A 13,645-nucleotide genomic window follows, 5' to 3' on the forward strand; every position below is an offset into this window, starting at 1 on the left:
CTCGGACTGTAGCCGAGGCCGTGCGGGCCGCCGTGTCAGCGAGCGCGCCCTTATGGCGTCTGGCGCGGGGCGGCCAGAGCGGCCTGGCATGTACGGCCAGCGCGGCCTGTTTCAGCGTTTCGCGCGCGGCAGCGCCACCGGCGCCAGCGTGGCGCGCAGGCGGCTCGGCGCGTCGGGCTCGGCGGCGGCGTCGACCTCCAGCGCGCGCTCCACGTTGCCGATGTGCGCCAGCATCAGCTGTCGAGCCTGCTCGGTGTTGCCGGCTTCCAGCGCGGCCACGATGGCGCCGTGCTCCGCGCACGACTGCCCGGCCTCGTGCTTCGACTGGTAGAGCGTGGCCGCCAGCGTGGTGCGCGCCGTGAGGTCGCGCAGCACGTCGACCAGCAGCTGGTGGCCCATCTGCTCGGCCAGGCACACATGGAAGTCGGCCAGCAGGAAGGCGCGCGTGGCCGCGTCGGCGCCGTCGATGGCGCGCTGCTCGTCGGCGATGTGGTCGCGCAGCTTGCGGATCACCTTGGCCAGCGGGCGCCCCTCGCTGGCCGCGAGGATGCCGGCCTCCACGATGCGCCGCGCCGAGAACGCGTCGCGCGCCTCCTCGGCCGAAGGCTCCACCACGTACCAGCCGCGGCGCGACTGCACCTCCACGAAGCCGCGCGCCTGCAGCTGCATCAGCGCCTCGCGCACCATGGTGCGGCTCACCGAGAAGTTCTCGGCCAGCGCCTGCTCGCCGAGCCGCTCGCCCGGCGCGAGCTTCTGCGCCAGGATGGCCTCGACGACGCGTTCGGCAATGGCGGTGGGGCTGACGTCGGCGGCGGGCATGGGCGGCGTGGAGAAAAAAAGGAAGTTGAAAAAGGGAAACTCAGTGGGCGCGGGAAGCGGCTGCAGTGCCTGGGTGTACTGAATCTACCGGGTGTACCACGTGCACCGAGGGCTCGGCGCCTTCTTCGGACAGCGGCTCGTCGTCGGGCGAGTGGCGCCCGTCGAGCACCGCGTGCGCGCGCTCGCGGTCGATATCGCCTTCCCACGCCGCGATGGCCACCGTGGCCACGCAGTTGCCGATCAGGTTGCCCAGCGCGCGGGCGATGCCCATGAACCAGTCCACCGACAGCACCAGCACCAACCCGATGGCGGGAATGGCCGGAATCGCGTGCAGCGTGGCCGCCAGCACCACGATGGCAGAGCCCGGCACGCCGTGCGCGCCCTTGGAGGTGACCAGCGCGATCGCCAGGATGGTCAGCAGGTCGGCCATCGAGATCGGCGTGTTGGTGGCCTGCGCGATGAACACCGCCGCCAGCGTGATGTAGATAGAGAACGCGTCCAGGTTGAACGAGTAGCCCGTGGGAATCACCAGCCCCACTGTCGAGTCGCGGATGCCCATGCGGCGCAGCTTGGCCATCACCTGCGGCAGCACGCTGTCCGACGAAGTGGTGGCGAACACGATGGTGAGCTCTTCGCGCAGGTAGCGCAGCAGCTTGAACAGGCTGAAGCCCGACAGGCGCATCACCAGCCCCAGCACCACGAACACGAAGATCGCCACCGCCCCGTAGAACAGCGCCACCAGCATCCCGAGCTGCTTGAGCGAGCCGATGCCGTACTGGCCCACCGTGAAGGCAATGGCACCCAGCACGCCCAGCGGCGCCAGCTTGATGATGATGCCCATGATCTTGAACAGCACCAGCGAGGTCGCGTCGATCACCGCGGCCACCGGCTTGCCGCGTTCGCCCAGCAGCGTGAGCGCGCAGCCGAACAGCACCGCGAACAGCAGCACCTGCAGCACGTCGCCGGTGGCGAAGGCGTTCACCACCGTGGTGGGAATGAGCTTCATCAGGAACTCGACCGTGCCGCCGCTGGTGAGCTTGTCGGCGTTGGACGCGTAGGCGCTCATGGCGGCCGGGTCGAGCTTGGCCGGGTCCACGTTCATGCCCGCGCCGGGCTGGAACACGAAGGCCAGCACCAGGCCCATGGCCAGCGCGATGGTGGTGAGCACCTCGAAGTAGATGAGCGCCTTCACGCCCACCCGGCCCACGCGCTTCAGGTCGCCCGCGCCGGCAATGCCGTGCACCACCACGCAGAACACGAGCAGCGGAATGATCATCTTGATCAGCTTGATGAACCCGTCACCCAGCGGCTTGAGCTTGGCGGCGTACTCGGGGGCGAACAGCCCCGCGAGCACGCCCAGCACCAGCGCGATGACCACCTGACCGAAAAGCGATTTGGCGAAGCGAGGCATGGGAGCTCCTGTTGTCTGTCTTTGTCGATGTTGTCTGCATGTATGCAAGCAACGCCGTGTCTTGCATGCAAGAAATGTAGGCAAGAAGACTTCGGGGGGCGCAGAGGGTATTCCCGGGCTTTGGTGGCGCCCGGCCAACCGCCGCAGGCACCGCGCAAACACCCGCTCACACAATGAAGCCGAAGTTGCCGGCCCGTCACTTCAGAGTGTGGAGAATCCGCCCCTAACCTGGAGCGGTCAGAGCATGCGCATCCTCCTCATCGACGATCACCGGTTGTTTCGCGAGGCCATCGCTCATGTGCTCACGGCCTTCGACGACAAGGCCGTGCTGCTGGAGGCCGGCACCGCCGAAGAGGCCATCGACATGGCCACGCACTACCACGACCTCGACCTGATCCTGCTCGACCTGAACATGCCGGGCATGGGCGGGCTGCCGGGGCTCCCCAAGCTGCTCGCCAGCGCGCCGACCGTGCCCATCGTCGTGGTCTCGGGCTCCGCCAACCCCAACGACGTGTGCGACGTGATCCAGGCGGGCGCGGCGGGGTTCATTCCCAAGACCTCGAGCGGGCGCGAGATGTCGGAGGCGCTGCGGCTGGTGCTGAGCGGCGACATCTACGTGCCGCCGGCCCTGCTGGCGGTCATCGCCGCCGGCAGGGAAGCGCAGGCGCCGGACGCGCAGGGCACCGACATGCCGCTGACCCCGCGCCAGCTCGAAGTGCTGTTGCTGCTCGGCGAAGGGCTGTCGAACAAGAGCATTGCGCGGCGGCTTTCGCTCAGCGAAGGCACGGTCAAGCTGCATGTGAACGCAGTGCTGCGCGGGCTCAATGCGCGCAACCGGACGGGCGCGGTCATCGAGGCCAATCGGCGTGGGCTGCTGCCGCGCAACCAGCCAGCTACTTGAGCAAGTTGGCGAAGTACGCGTTCAGCATCCGGTCTTGCGGGTCGTACTGTCGGCGCAGCGCCTTGAATGCATCCAGGCGCTGTCCGTAGGCCCGCCGGAGATGCTGGCTTGTGAGAAACGGCGTCTGGTTGAGCAGCGGCGAGCCGTTGTGCTGGCTGCACAAGGTGTTGAACGCACTCAGAAAGTCGGGCCAGCGTGCATCGTCGCCGGGCGATGCCGGGTCCAGCGTCCACACGTTCGAGTCGTACGAATAGGAGAGCAACGAGCTGGTGTCCTGCGCGATGTGATAGCTGACGTCGGGCAATCGGTTCGCCACGCCCTTTCTCGCCCATTTTTCGCAGAGGTCGAAGTAGTCCGGCAGCACGTCGAAGAAGTGCTCGCTGGGAAACGCCCACATGCTGAAGGTGAACCGGCGCGTGGCCTGCTCGAAATCCACGATCTGGTCGACGGCGCTGACATGCTGGTAGCGAAGGCGCTTCAGGAAGTGGAAGGTCAGCCAGTCTTCCAGTCCCCCCGTGAACGAAGGCAGGCCCAGGCCGCGGCGCCACACCAGGTTCCTGAGCCTGAGGCCGGCGGCGCACCCGGAGCTGCCCCAGCCCTTGCGCTTGACCGCCGCCACGATGCGTCCCCGCGAGGGAAACAGGTACAGGAACACCGCGGCCCCGCTGGCGAGCCATGCCGGGCTCTTCCGGGCCAGCTCGCTGATGCTGACGTCGAAGTGCTCGACGGACACCTGCTCCGCGGGAACCACCTCGAAGGTCACGCTGGTGACCACGCCGAACAGGCCGAAGCTGCACCGCAGCGCATGAAAGTCGGGGTGGCTCGCGCTCACGTTGCAGACCGTGCCGTTCGGCAGCACCAGCTCCATCGCCACGGCATGCGAGCTCATCTGCCCGAACTCGGCGCCGAACGACGACTGCTTGGTGGCGGCGCACGCGGCCGCGCCCATGGTCAGGCTGCCGAACTCGGAAATCATCGGCAACTGCAGGCCGTGCCGGTCGCGCAGTTCGTGCGACACCTCGAAGAGCTTGCGGCTCGCGGGCACGGTCACCGTCTGCCTGTTGGCGCTGACCTGTATCGCCTGCCCGCGGCCGAGCTGCGTCGTGTCGATGGCGGTGCCATATGCCGCTGACGCCGCTGACGCCGCCGGAGGCATTGCACCGGCAGCGACCGTCGCGGCGGCCATGCACGCGGTGACCGAGTGGCGCGAGCCCATCGGCCGCACCGGCGACGGATGGCGCACCGGGTTGCGCAGGATGCTGGCCAGCTCCTGCGTCGTGCGAGGCACGAGCACCCGCTGGTCATGGCAGCGGATGTTCCGGTGCCAGGTCATGAACCGCGCATCGTCCGGGTCGGTGATCACTTCCATGATGGCTCTCCAGGTGGTTGAAGCAGCTGTCTCATCGCAGTGCGCAACTTCGCAGGCTTGACCGGCTTGTGCAACAGGGGGTAGCCACTGCGTTGCGCCTCGCGCAGGCGTTCGGGCGCGGTGTCGCCGGTGATCACCAATGCCGGCACCGCACGCCCGCACAGCGCGTGCAGCCGCGCGACCGATTCGATGCCCGAGGCGTGCTGCCGCAGCCGGTAGTCGACGATGAGCAGCTCCGGCAGCCGCCCCGGCTGGCTGAAGAGCGCCTCCGCGTCTTCGTGCGAAGCCGCCGTGCTCACTTCGCAGCCCCAGCGCTCCAGCATGCTGCGCATGGCGACCCGCACCGTGGCGTCGTCGTCGAGCACCAGCACCCGGCGGCCCTGCAGCTCCAGCCCCAGTTCGAAAGGCGTCGCTTGCGCTTCGGTGCTCGCCGGGCTTTCACCGGCGAGCGGCAGCGTCACTGAAAACCGCGAGCCCCGGCCCGGCACCGACTTCACCGCCAGCGCGTGGCCCAGCAGCGTGCACAGCCGCTTGACGATGGCCAGCCCCAGCCCCAGGCCCTGCTTCTGGTCGCGCTCGGGGTTGCCGAGCTGGTGGAACTCCACGAACACTTCTTCCAGCGATGCAGCCGGAATGCCGATGCCGCTGTCGCACACGTCGATGCGCACCGCGCCGCCGAGCCGGCGCACGCCCACCAGCACGCGGCCGCTGCGGGTGTAGCGCAGCGCGTTGGCAATCAGGTTGTCCAGGATGCGCTGCAGCATCGCAGGGTCGGTCTTTACCGCGACCTCGCTGGCGCGAACGCGCAGGCGGTTGCCCGACGATTGCGCCAGCGGCTGGAAGGTGCCGTCCAGCCGCGCCAGCAGCGCGGCGAGGTCCACGGCCTGCAGGTGCGGCTGCATCACGCCCGCGTCGAGCTTGGAAATGTCGAGCAGGCTGTTGAGCATCGAGTCGACCGCCTCGATCGCGTTGTCGATCGGCACCAGCAAAGGCCGCGCCTCCTCGTCGCGCACGCGCTCGGCCAGCGAGCCGAACAGCAGCCCCAGCGCATGGATCGGTTGCCGCAAGTCATGGCTGGCGGAGGCAAGGAAGCGGGTCTTGGCCGCGTTGGCCTGCTCGGCGGTGCGCTTGGCCGTTTCCAGCGCGGTCTCGCGGGTCTTCAGGTCGGTGATGTCCGCATAGGTCACCACGCGGCCGCCGTCGGGCATGGCGTTCTGCGCAATCTCGACCACCGCGCCGTCTTCGCGCCGGTACTCGGAGCGCGACGCGTCGCCCGCGTCGATGGGCGGGCGCGCGGTCTTCAGCACGGCCTCGAGCCGGTCTCCTTCGGCGAGCTGCAGCTGCGACAGGCCCAGCAGGTCGAGAAACTGCGGGTTCCACATGCGCAGCCGACCGTCGGGGTCGGACAGGCTGATGCCCTGGCCCATGTTGTGCAGGGTCGCTTCGAGCAGCGTCGTCTTCTCTTCCGCGTCGCGGCGCAGCGCGAGGTTCTCGAAGCCGAGCTCCAGCGACGCCTTCAGCAGCTTGTGCACGTTGCGCGCCCCGACGATGTACGCCAGCGAAGCGATGGCCGCGAGCACCGCCACCGTGGTGCTGGCCGTGTCGCCGTACCAGAACAGCAGGCCGACCAGCGCCCCCATCGAAGGCCCGACCACGCCCGCGAACGAGGGGAGGTACGACGCGAGGTTGACGACCGAGCCGGCGCTCATGCCCATCAAAATCACCGTGAGCGTGATCAGGCTCATGGGGTGCGCCGGGTCCAGGAAGAGAAAGCACGCCAGCGCCCACGTGCCCCCGACCAGCGACGAGCCCGCCGCCGACAGCACCGCCCACCGGTGGCTGTTCTCCTTGGTGGGCGCGCGCCACCTGAAGGCCGCGATCTGCGCGAAGCGCACGGCGCTCACCACCGCCAGCAGGCCCAGCCACGCGAGCATCGCGTCGTGCGCCACCAGGTCCCACAGCACGTAGGCCATGATCGCGCCCACCGTGAGCAGCACCAGGATCGACGACGGCGCCTGCCGGTACAGGTACCGCACGAGCTCCAGGTCGACGTCCTTGCGGAAGATCACGGCACGCGGATGCGGCGCGCCGGCGGGGTTCGGAACTGGCATGGGCTGTCTCCGACGATCCAGGTGGGCAAAGGATAGACCTGGCCACCGCCGCGGCCCATAGAACCCTTGGCTAGATCGACGTCCGTATGGACGGTGGCCTGGCCGGCTCCTACGCTGCGGTGCATGAAAAACCCTTCCTGCGCCTTGTTCGACCCGGGCTCGCCGCCCGGCGGGGTGCGCGAGGGCCCAGCCGGCGCGCAACGGCTGCGCGTCGCGGGCCGCCCCGGCCCTGAAAGCCGCGCGGCAGGCCGTGGGCGGCGCTGGCGCTACATCACCATCCTGTTCTCCGACCTCTGCGGCTCGGTCGCCCTCAGCGAGGCGCTGGATGCGCCCGACTACGTCAGGGCCGTGCAGCACCTGCGCGCGGTCACGCGGCGCGTGGTCGCGGCCGGCGGCGGCACCATCGCCCGCCTGCAGGGCGACGGCGTGCTGGTGTTTTTCCACGGCGACGCAGGCCCGCAAGAAGACGCGCGCCGCGCCATGGCGTGCGCGCTGGCGCTGCATGCCGCCGTGCGGGCGCGCGCGGGCGGGTGGCCGCTCGCGCTGCATTCCGGCATCCATGCGGGCGTTACCTACCTGGACGACGGCGACATCGAACGCGGCCGCTACGACCTGATCGGCTGCACGCCCAACATCGCGGCGCGCCTGTCGGCGCTGGCCGGGCGCGACCAGATCCTTGCGAGCGACGTGGTGCTGAGCGGCCACGCGGCGTCGTTTCTCACGCAGGGCATGAAGCCCGTGCGGCTGCGTGGCTGCGCGCAGCCCTTGCCCACTTGCGAGGTCGTCGGCTTCGGCCATGGCGACTGCGCAGGCGTCGGGTGGGGCGACGCGCCCGCGCGCCTGCATGCCTGACGGGAGGCCACGATGGAGCTGCACCCCGCATCGGTCGCCGCGCTGGGCGACTTCCCGCTGTTCGAAGGCTTGTCCAGGCAGCGGCTCGACGCGGTGGCCGCGCAGATGCACTGGCACGCCGTCGACGCGCGACAGGCGTTCATCGGCCGCCTCGCCGTGCCGGGCGACGTGTACTTCCTGATTTCCGGCCGGGTGCGCGTGACCGCGTGTTCGGCGGGCGGGCGGCAGGTCAACTTTCGCGATGTGGCCGCGGGCCACTATTTCGGCGAGCTGGCCGCCATCGACGGCAAGCCCCGCGCGGCCGACGTGGTGGCGCTGGTGCCGAGCCGCATCGCCGCCTTGGGCCATGCCGACTTCGCGCGCCTGCTGCGGGAGGAGCCCTGCGTGGCCATGCGGCTGCTGCACGACCTGGCCCGCTCGGTGCGCGCGTTGTCGGAGCGCGTGTTCGAACTCAGCACTATGGAGGTCGGCCAGCGCCTGGAGGCTGAGCTGCTGCGCCGCTTCCGCGCGTCGCAGTCACCGGGCACCCGCGGTGCGCGGCTGGAGCCCGCGCCCACGCACGAGGCGCTGGCCGGGCATGTCAGCACCGGGCGCGAGCAGGTGACGCGCGCGCTGAACGCGTTGATCCGCCAGGGCGTGCTGGCGAAGGAGCGGGGTGCGCTGGTCGCGCCCGACGTGGAGCGGCTGGAGCGCAGCGCGAGTGCCGGTGCGGGTGCGAGCGCGGGTGTGGGTGCAAGTGCACATCGCACTGTGAGCTGACGCACATCCACGCAGGCGCTGCGTTCGCACACTGCCCATGCGGCCTCGAATTTCCGCGGTCGCGAACCAGAAACCACTGGAGAGCATCATGAAATTCATCGCACTCGCGCCCGGCCTGGCGCTCACCCTGATCTTCAACAACCCCGCATCGGCCCAGACCGTTCCGGCGGAACTGTGGGTGGGGCTGCCCATTGCCACCACCGCCAGCCAGCACACCCGGGCGGACGTCGTCGCCGCCATGGAGCGCGCCGCCGCGGTGGCGCAGGCGCCGCAGCAGCAATGGGCCGGCAGCGCGGAGTCGGCAGGCGTGGCGGTCGGGGCGCTCACGCGCTCGCAGGTGCAGGCGGACTTCAACTTGTTCGCGCGTGCCGGCCTCGGTAACTACGACACCGACTACGGCGCGCGCGATCACTTCGAGCCGTTCAGCGCCGAGCGCGCCCAGCGCACGGCCCTGTATTCGCGCCTGCGCAGCGGGCCGGAATACGGCGCGGAAGTGTCCCGGCTGGACGGGGTACCGCGCGTGGCGGATGCATCGGCGGCCGATGCGAGCGCGGAATAGGCGGCGGGAAGCGGGCCAAAACGTCCCAAAGCGCGGAAAAAGCGCAGAAAGCGCGTGAAAGCGCCACCAAGAACCGCCAAAACCCGTAGGCACCGCCCCAGCGCCAGGCGCCGGCGGTGCCCAGGGCGTGAACTTTCGCACGCTTTTAAGCCTTAGTACTACCCCAAGAAGGTTAAAAAGTAGTACCTTGGTGTGCATGAATGTTAAAAAACCTGACAATCTGAGCGCGATTCGAAACAAGTTCGGCGTACCTGCAAGGCGGGGCGGTGCGGTCGAAATCAACGGCCACCCGGGCGTCATCACCGGCATGAGCGGTGACTTCGTCAGGGTCAAGTTGACTGGGATGGCGGCGGGCCTGCCGTTTCATCCCCACGAAATCGTGTACTCGCAAGTTTGAAGGCCTGGATTTCCACCCGACACAACCCGCCGCGGCGGCTTCGAGGAAACAGCATGATCAGCAAGAGCGAAGTTCAACAGTGCAGCACCACCGACACCGGCACGAGCGCCAGCGCCAGCATCGGCGCGAACGTTGGCGCCGGATACGGCCCCTGGGTGCGTTCGGTTGCCCGCACCGTCGTTGCGCTGCGGCACCGCCGCCGCGCGCTGGCCGCTCGCTCTGCCCCCTCGTCAGCTGCCTTGCCTTCGGCACTTGAGGCTGAAACGCCTGCGTCGCCACAGGAATCCGCGTTGCGCGGCCTGATGGCGAAGCCGATGAATTTCCTGCGGCGCATCGAAAAGGCGTCGTTCCCCGTCACCATCCACGACGACACCGACATCCGCAACGCCAAGGCGCTGGCCGCGGCCTCGCTGGTCGAAGCGAACCTGCCGGAGCGCGGCGCCGGCGAAGGCCGCAGCGGCGTCATCATGTGGATCACGCCGAGCGGGTGGGCGGAGCTGGAGCGGCCCGAGAAAGACCGCAAGGGCTAGACACTGGCGAAGCGGTTCTCCGCTTCGCGGGCAGGGGCATAGGGCGGTTGAATAACGCCGGGTCGGGCGCAATTGGCAAGAATCCCCCCAACCCTGGAAGGACCCCATGCCCGACTACCGCAAAGACCCCGACGCCATCGCCAGGCTCAACCCCGAGCAATTCCGCGTCACCCAGCAAAGCGGCACCGAACGCCCCGGCACCGGCGAATACCTGGACAACAAGGAAGTCGGCATCTACGTCGACGTCGTTTCCGGCGAGCCCCTGTTCGCCTCGTCTGACAAGTACGAGTCCGGCTGCGGCTGGCCCAGCTTCACCCGTCCCATCGAGCACGCCAACGTCGAGGAACTGCGCGACGCCAGCCTGGGCATGGTGCGCACCGAAGTGCGCTCCAAGCACGGCGACAGCCACCTGGGCCATGTGTTCCCCGACGGCCCCAAGGCGCAGGGCGGGCTGCGCTATTGCATCAACTCGGCCTCGCTGCGCTTCGTTCCGCGGGAACGCATGGCGCAAGAGGGCTACGAAGCGTATCTGGACCAAGTCAAGGAGATCTCATGAGTCAAGAACGGGCAGTGCTCGCCGGCGGTTGCTTCTGGGGCATGCAGCAGCTTTTCAGGCGGTACGACGGCGTGCTTTCCACCCGCGTGGGCTACTCGGGCGGCGATGTGCCCAACGCCACGTACCGCAACCACGGCACGCACGCCGAGGCCATTGAAATCATCTTCGACCCCGAGCGCATCAGCTTTCGCCAGCTGCTCGAGTTCTTCTTCCAGCTGCACGACCCGAGCACGAAGAACCGCCAGGGCAACGACGTGGGCCTGAGCTACCGCTCGGCCATCTTCTACACCAGCGACGAGCAGCGCCGCGTGGCGCTCGACACCATCGCCGACGTCGACGCCTCCGGCCTGTGGCCCGGCAAGGTGGTGACCGAGGTGGCCGCCGCCGGCGACTTCTGGCAGGCCGAGCCCGAGCACCAGGACTACCTGGAGCACCGGCCCGACGGCTACACCTGCCACTTCATCCGCCCGGGCTGGGTGCTGCCGGTGCGGGCCAAGGTCGCGGGCTGAAGGCAGCGGGGCGGCGGGGCAGGGGCCTCATGCCCTCATGCCCTCGCGGCCTCTGCTTCGCTTCAAGCCGTCGCCAGGTTCATCGGCGACGGCAGCTTCTGTTCCAGCAAGTCTTCCACCCCGCGAAGCGCCTGCGCCACCGCCGCGTCGCCCATCACCGTGCGCTGCAGCGAGAAGAAGTGCAGGTCGCGAATGCCGATGGTCGCGAACACCGCTTCCAGGTACGGCGTGAGGAAGTCGGGCTGCCGGGCGCCTTCGCCCGTGTAGCCGCCACCCGAGGCCACCGCCACGTACACCGGCCGGTCGGCCAGCAGCCCCACCTTGCGTTCGGCCGAGAAGCCGAAGCTGCGGTGCGCGCGCAGCACGTGGTCGATCCAGGCCTTCAACACCGAGGGCACGGTGTAGTTGTGCATCGGCGTGCCGATGACCACTGCGTCGGCCGCCTCCAGCTCGCAAATCAGCCGCTCCGACTGCGCCAGCGAGCCCGGTCGTTCATACGCATCGGGCTGCTGCGGCCACGAGCCGGCCAGCGTGTGGCCGTAGGTTTCGTCGATGTGCGGCAGGCCAATGGTGCCGAAGTCGCGCCGCACGACGATGGCGCCGGGTGCGCGCTCGCGCAGTCGCTCGACGATGCGCTCCGAGAAATTGACGCTGAACGAGGCCTTGCCGCGCGGGCTCGCCGTGATGTGCAGGATGTTGTTCATCGCGCTGCGCTCCCCAGCAGCTTGCTGAAGCGCATCGAGCCGGTCAGCAGCCCCTGGCGGAAATAGAAGCGCTGGGCCAGCGCGTTGGTCAGTCCGGTGTCGAGCACCAGCTTCGCGCAGCCGGCTTCCTCGGCGATGCGCGTGGTTTCGTCGAGCAGGCGCGCGCCCCATTGGCCGCCGCGCTTGCCCTCGAGGGTGACGAGGTCGTCGACGTACAGGAAGCGCCCGTACACCAGGTTTTCTTGCAACCGGTAGCCGGCGAGCGCAATCGCTTCCTCGCCTTGCCACACGGCCAGCACGCGGTAGCTGTGCTCGCGCATGCGCTGCATGCGCTCGGCCATGTCCTGCGCGTCGCGAAGGTGCGGGCGCAGCTGGTGCATCACGGGCCAGCAGGCATCCAGGTCGGCGGCGCTGTCTGCGTGGCGAATGGCGAAGCCCTCGGGCATCGCGCGGGTCGGGGTCATGTCGGTGTCCTTCATCGGTTCTGGGTGCATGAAGGAATTCTGTGGATTGCGGCCCTCGGGCGGTAGACCCAAGAATTGCGTTGCGCACTGGACCATGCGGGCCATTCGGGCAATACCGACCATGCGGGCCATGCGACCACCACGGCCGCGCGCTTCAGGCGTGCAGCCCAATCAACCGCATCAGCCGCTCGCAGGTGGCGCGGGCGTTGCCTTCGTGCAGGTTGGTCACGCCCAGCACCAGGCCCGCATGCGCGAACTCCGGCTTCGCGTACCAGGGCGAGAGCGGCGAGGGCGACATGTCGTGCGCGCGCGCCGCCCGCACCAGCGCCACGTCGTCGTGCAGCCCCGGCGGCAGCTTGAGCAGCACCGACAGGCCCGACGCCACGTACGTGGCCGACACCGCGTCCAGCGCGGCCACCAGCGCGTTGCGCCGCGCCAGGTACAGCCGCTTCATGCGCCGCAGATGTCGAAGGTAGTGGCCCTCGCGCATGAAGGCCGACAGCGCCGCCTGCGTGAGCGGCGAGGCCGCGGGCGACAGCACCGCCGCCGCCCGCGTGAAGCGCGCCACCTCGCCCGGCGGCACCACCAGGAAGCCCAGCCGCAGCGTGGGGCTGAGCGTCTTGCTGAAGGTGCCGATGTGCAGCACGCGCGCCTCGGGGTGGCGCGCGCCCAGCGCCGGCACGGCGCGGCCTTGCAGCTGCAGCTCGCTGAGGTAGTCGTCTTCGACGACCCAGCCCTGCGAGCGCGCGGCCCAGTCGAGCAGCGCCGCTCGCCGCCGCGGTGACAGCGCCACGCCCAGCGGCGCCTGCTGCCCCGGCGTGACCAGCGCCAGCGCGGCATGCGGCGCGCGGGCGATGCCGCATGCCACGTCGAGCCCTTCGCGGTCGACCGGCACCGGCACCGCATCGACCCCCAGCAGGCCCAGCGCGCTGCGCGAGCGCGGGTAGCCCGGGTCTTCTACCCAGGCCGCGCTGCCGGCCGCGCCGAGCGCGTGCACCACCAGCGCCAGCGCGCTGGCGTAGCCCGAGGTCACGAACACCTGCGACGGCTGGCAGGAGAGCCCGCGCGCAATGGCCAGGTGCGCGGCAATTTCCGCGCGCAGCTCGGGCAGGCCGCGAGGGTCGGGGTACACCAGCGGCGCGTCGGCCGCGGCGCGCACCGCGCGCGCCACGGTGCGCGACCACACCTGCGCCGGAAACGCGTCCTGCGCGGGCACGCCCATCTGGAACACCGAAACGGCCGAGGCAAAGCTGGCGAAGTCGTCGGCAACGGTGGCCTCCGATGACGGCTCCTGTGGCGCTGCGGGCGGGCGCTGCACCACGCGCGTGCCGGCAGCGCCCAAGGCCACCACCAGCCCCTCGTCGATCAGCCTTTCATAGGCCTGGCGCACCGTGCCGCGCGCCACGCCCAGCTGCGCCGCGAAGTCGCGCCACGACGGCAGGCGCGCGCCCGGCGCGAGGCGCCCGTCGCGCATGGCGGCGCGCAGGCCCGCGCTGATCTGCGCGGCAATCGGCTCGCGCGCATCGCGCTGTAGCGGGATTTGCAGGTTCGGCATGCGGGCGATGGTAGCGATGGCCGGGCGACGGTATGGACTACAGCACGCCGCGCCGGTCGCCGACCTCGCGCTACCGGCAAGTGGCGAACCATGGGTTGCACCGTCGCACACAACAAAGCCGACAAGCGACCAGCCCGCCGTTCATCCAT

The 13,645-nt window shown here is 69.5% G+C and carries 15 protein-coding genes; 8 read left to right on the plus strand and 7 right to left on the minus strand.

The genetic code is table 11. The annotated features are described in order from the left end of the window. Positions 1-111: 111 nt before the first annotated feature. A complete protein-coding gene (locus tag AB6807_RS12410; protein ID WP_371084783.1) occupies positions 112-819 on the minus strand; it encodes a GntR family transcriptional regulator in 708 nt (235 codons plus the stop codon). A gap of 40 nt (positions 820-859) precedes the next feature. Further along, complete coding sequence (locus AB6807_RS12415; RefSeq protein WP_371084784.1) at positions 860-2,230, minus strand: C4-dicarboxylate transporter DctA; 1,371 nt, start codon at positions 2,228-2,230, stop codon at positions 860-862. Between the two features lie 244 nt (positions 2,231-2,474). On the opposite strand from AB6807_RS12415, the gene AB6807_RS12420 reads away from it, so the two are divergent. Next, positions 2,475-3,131 (plus strand): response regulator, encoded by a 657-nt coding sequence (locus AB6807_RS12420; RefSeq protein ID WP_371084785.1) that lies wholly within the window; start codon positions 2,475-2,477, stop codon positions 3,129-3,131. Here AB6807_RS12420 and AB6807_RS12425 read toward each other — a convergent pair. After that, entirely contained in the window at positions 3,124-4,500 is a 1,377-nt protein-coding gene (locus tag AB6807_RS12425) for an FAD-binding oxidoreductase (protein WP_371084786.1), read from the minus strand. The genes AB6807_RS12420 and AB6807_RS12425 overlap by 8 nt on opposite strands. Next, complete coding sequence (locus AB6807_RS12430; RefSeq protein WP_371084787.1) at positions 4,491-6,611, minus strand: hybrid sensor histidine kinase/response regulator; 2,121 nt, start codon at positions 6,609-6,611, stop codon at positions 4,491-4,493. The genes AB6807_RS12425 and AB6807_RS12430 overlap by 10 nt, the downstream gene beginning before the upstream one ends. 123 nt (positions 6,612-6,734) lie before the next feature. Here AB6807_RS12430 and AB6807_RS12435 point away from each other — a divergent pair, with 123 nt between their 5' ends. From AB6807_RS12435 to msrA, 7 genes are all read left to right on the plus strand, one after another. Further along, positions 6,735-7,463, plus strand: coding sequence for an adenylate/guanylate cyclase domain-containing protein (locus tag AB6807_RS12435; protein WP_371084788.1), 729 nt, complete (start codon positions 6,735-6,737; stop codon positions 7,461-7,463). A 12-nt stretch (positions 7,464-7,475) separates the two neighbouring features. Next, positions 7,476-8,222, plus strand: a complete 747-nt coding sequence (locus tag AB6807_RS12440; protein ID WP_371084789.1) for a Crp/Fnr family transcriptional regulator — start codon at positions 7,476-7,478, stop codon at positions 8,220-8,222. An 88-nt stretch (positions 8,223-8,310) separates the two neighbouring features. Beyond that, positions 8,311-8,781: a hypothetical protein gene (locus AB6807_RS12445; protein ID WP_371084790.1), complete on the plus strand. Its 471-nt coding sequence runs from the start codon at positions 8,311-8,313 to the stop codon at positions 8,779-8,781. Positions 8,782-8,908: 127 nt separating this feature from the next. After that, positions 8,909-9,178, plus strand: coding sequence for a hypothetical protein (locus AB6807_RS12450; RefSeq protein WP_371084791.1), 270 nt, complete (start codon positions 8,909-8,911; stop codon positions 9,176-9,178). Continuing rightward, positions 9,175-9,708, plus strand: a complete 534-nt coding sequence (locus AB6807_RS12455; RefSeq protein ID WP_371084792.1) for a hypothetical protein — start codon at positions 9,175-9,177, stop codon at positions 9,706-9,708. Before AB6807_RS12450 ends, AB6807_RS12455 begins: the two co-directional genes overlap by 4 nt. A gap of 106 nt (positions 9,709-9,814) precedes the next feature. Further along, positions 9,815-10,264, plus strand: coding sequence for a peptide-methionine (R)-S-oxide reductase MsrB (gene msrB / locus AB6807_RS12460; protein WP_371084793.1), 450 nt, complete (start codon positions 9,815-9,817; stop codon positions 10,262-10,264). Next, positions 10,261-10,773 carry a peptide-methionine (S)-S-oxide reductase MsrA gene (msrA, locus tag AB6807_RS12465; protein ID WP_371084794.1) on the plus strand — a complete coding sequence of 171 codons (513 nt, stop codon included), beginning with the start codon at positions 10,261-10,263 and terminating at the stop codon, positions 10,771-10,773. Before msrB ends, msrA begins: the two co-directional genes overlap by 4 nt. 62 nt (positions 10,774-10,835) lie before the next feature. Here msrA and AB6807_RS12470 read toward each other — a convergent pair whose 3' ends face one another. The 3 genes from AB6807_RS12470 to AB6807_RS12480 form a co-directional block, all read right to left on the minus strand. After that, a complete protein-coding gene (locus AB6807_RS12470; RefSeq protein WP_371084795.1) occupies positions 10,836-11,477 on the minus strand; it encodes an FMN-dependent NADH-azoreductase in 642 nt (213 codons plus the stop codon). Continuing rightward, a complete protein-coding gene (locus AB6807_RS12475; protein WP_371084796.1) occupies positions 11,474-11,941 on the minus strand; it encodes an N-acetyltransferase family protein in 468 nt (155 codons plus the stop codon). Before AB6807_RS12475 ends, AB6807_RS12470 begins: the two co-directional genes overlap by 4 nt. A 154-nt stretch (positions 11,942-12,095) precedes the next feature. Next, on the minus strand, positions 12,096-13,496 hold the full coding sequence (locus AB6807_RS12480) for a PLP-dependent aminotransferase family protein (RefSeq protein WP_371084797.1): 1,401 nt from the start codon (positions 13,494-13,496) through the stop codon (positions 12,096-12,098). Positions 13,497-13,645: the final 149 nt, after the last annotated feature.

This window comes from Variovorax sp. RCC_210, assembly GCF_041355175.1.
Classification (GTDB): domain Bacteria; phylum Pseudomonadota; class Gammaproteobacteria; order Burkholderiales; family Burkholderiaceae_C; genus Variovorax.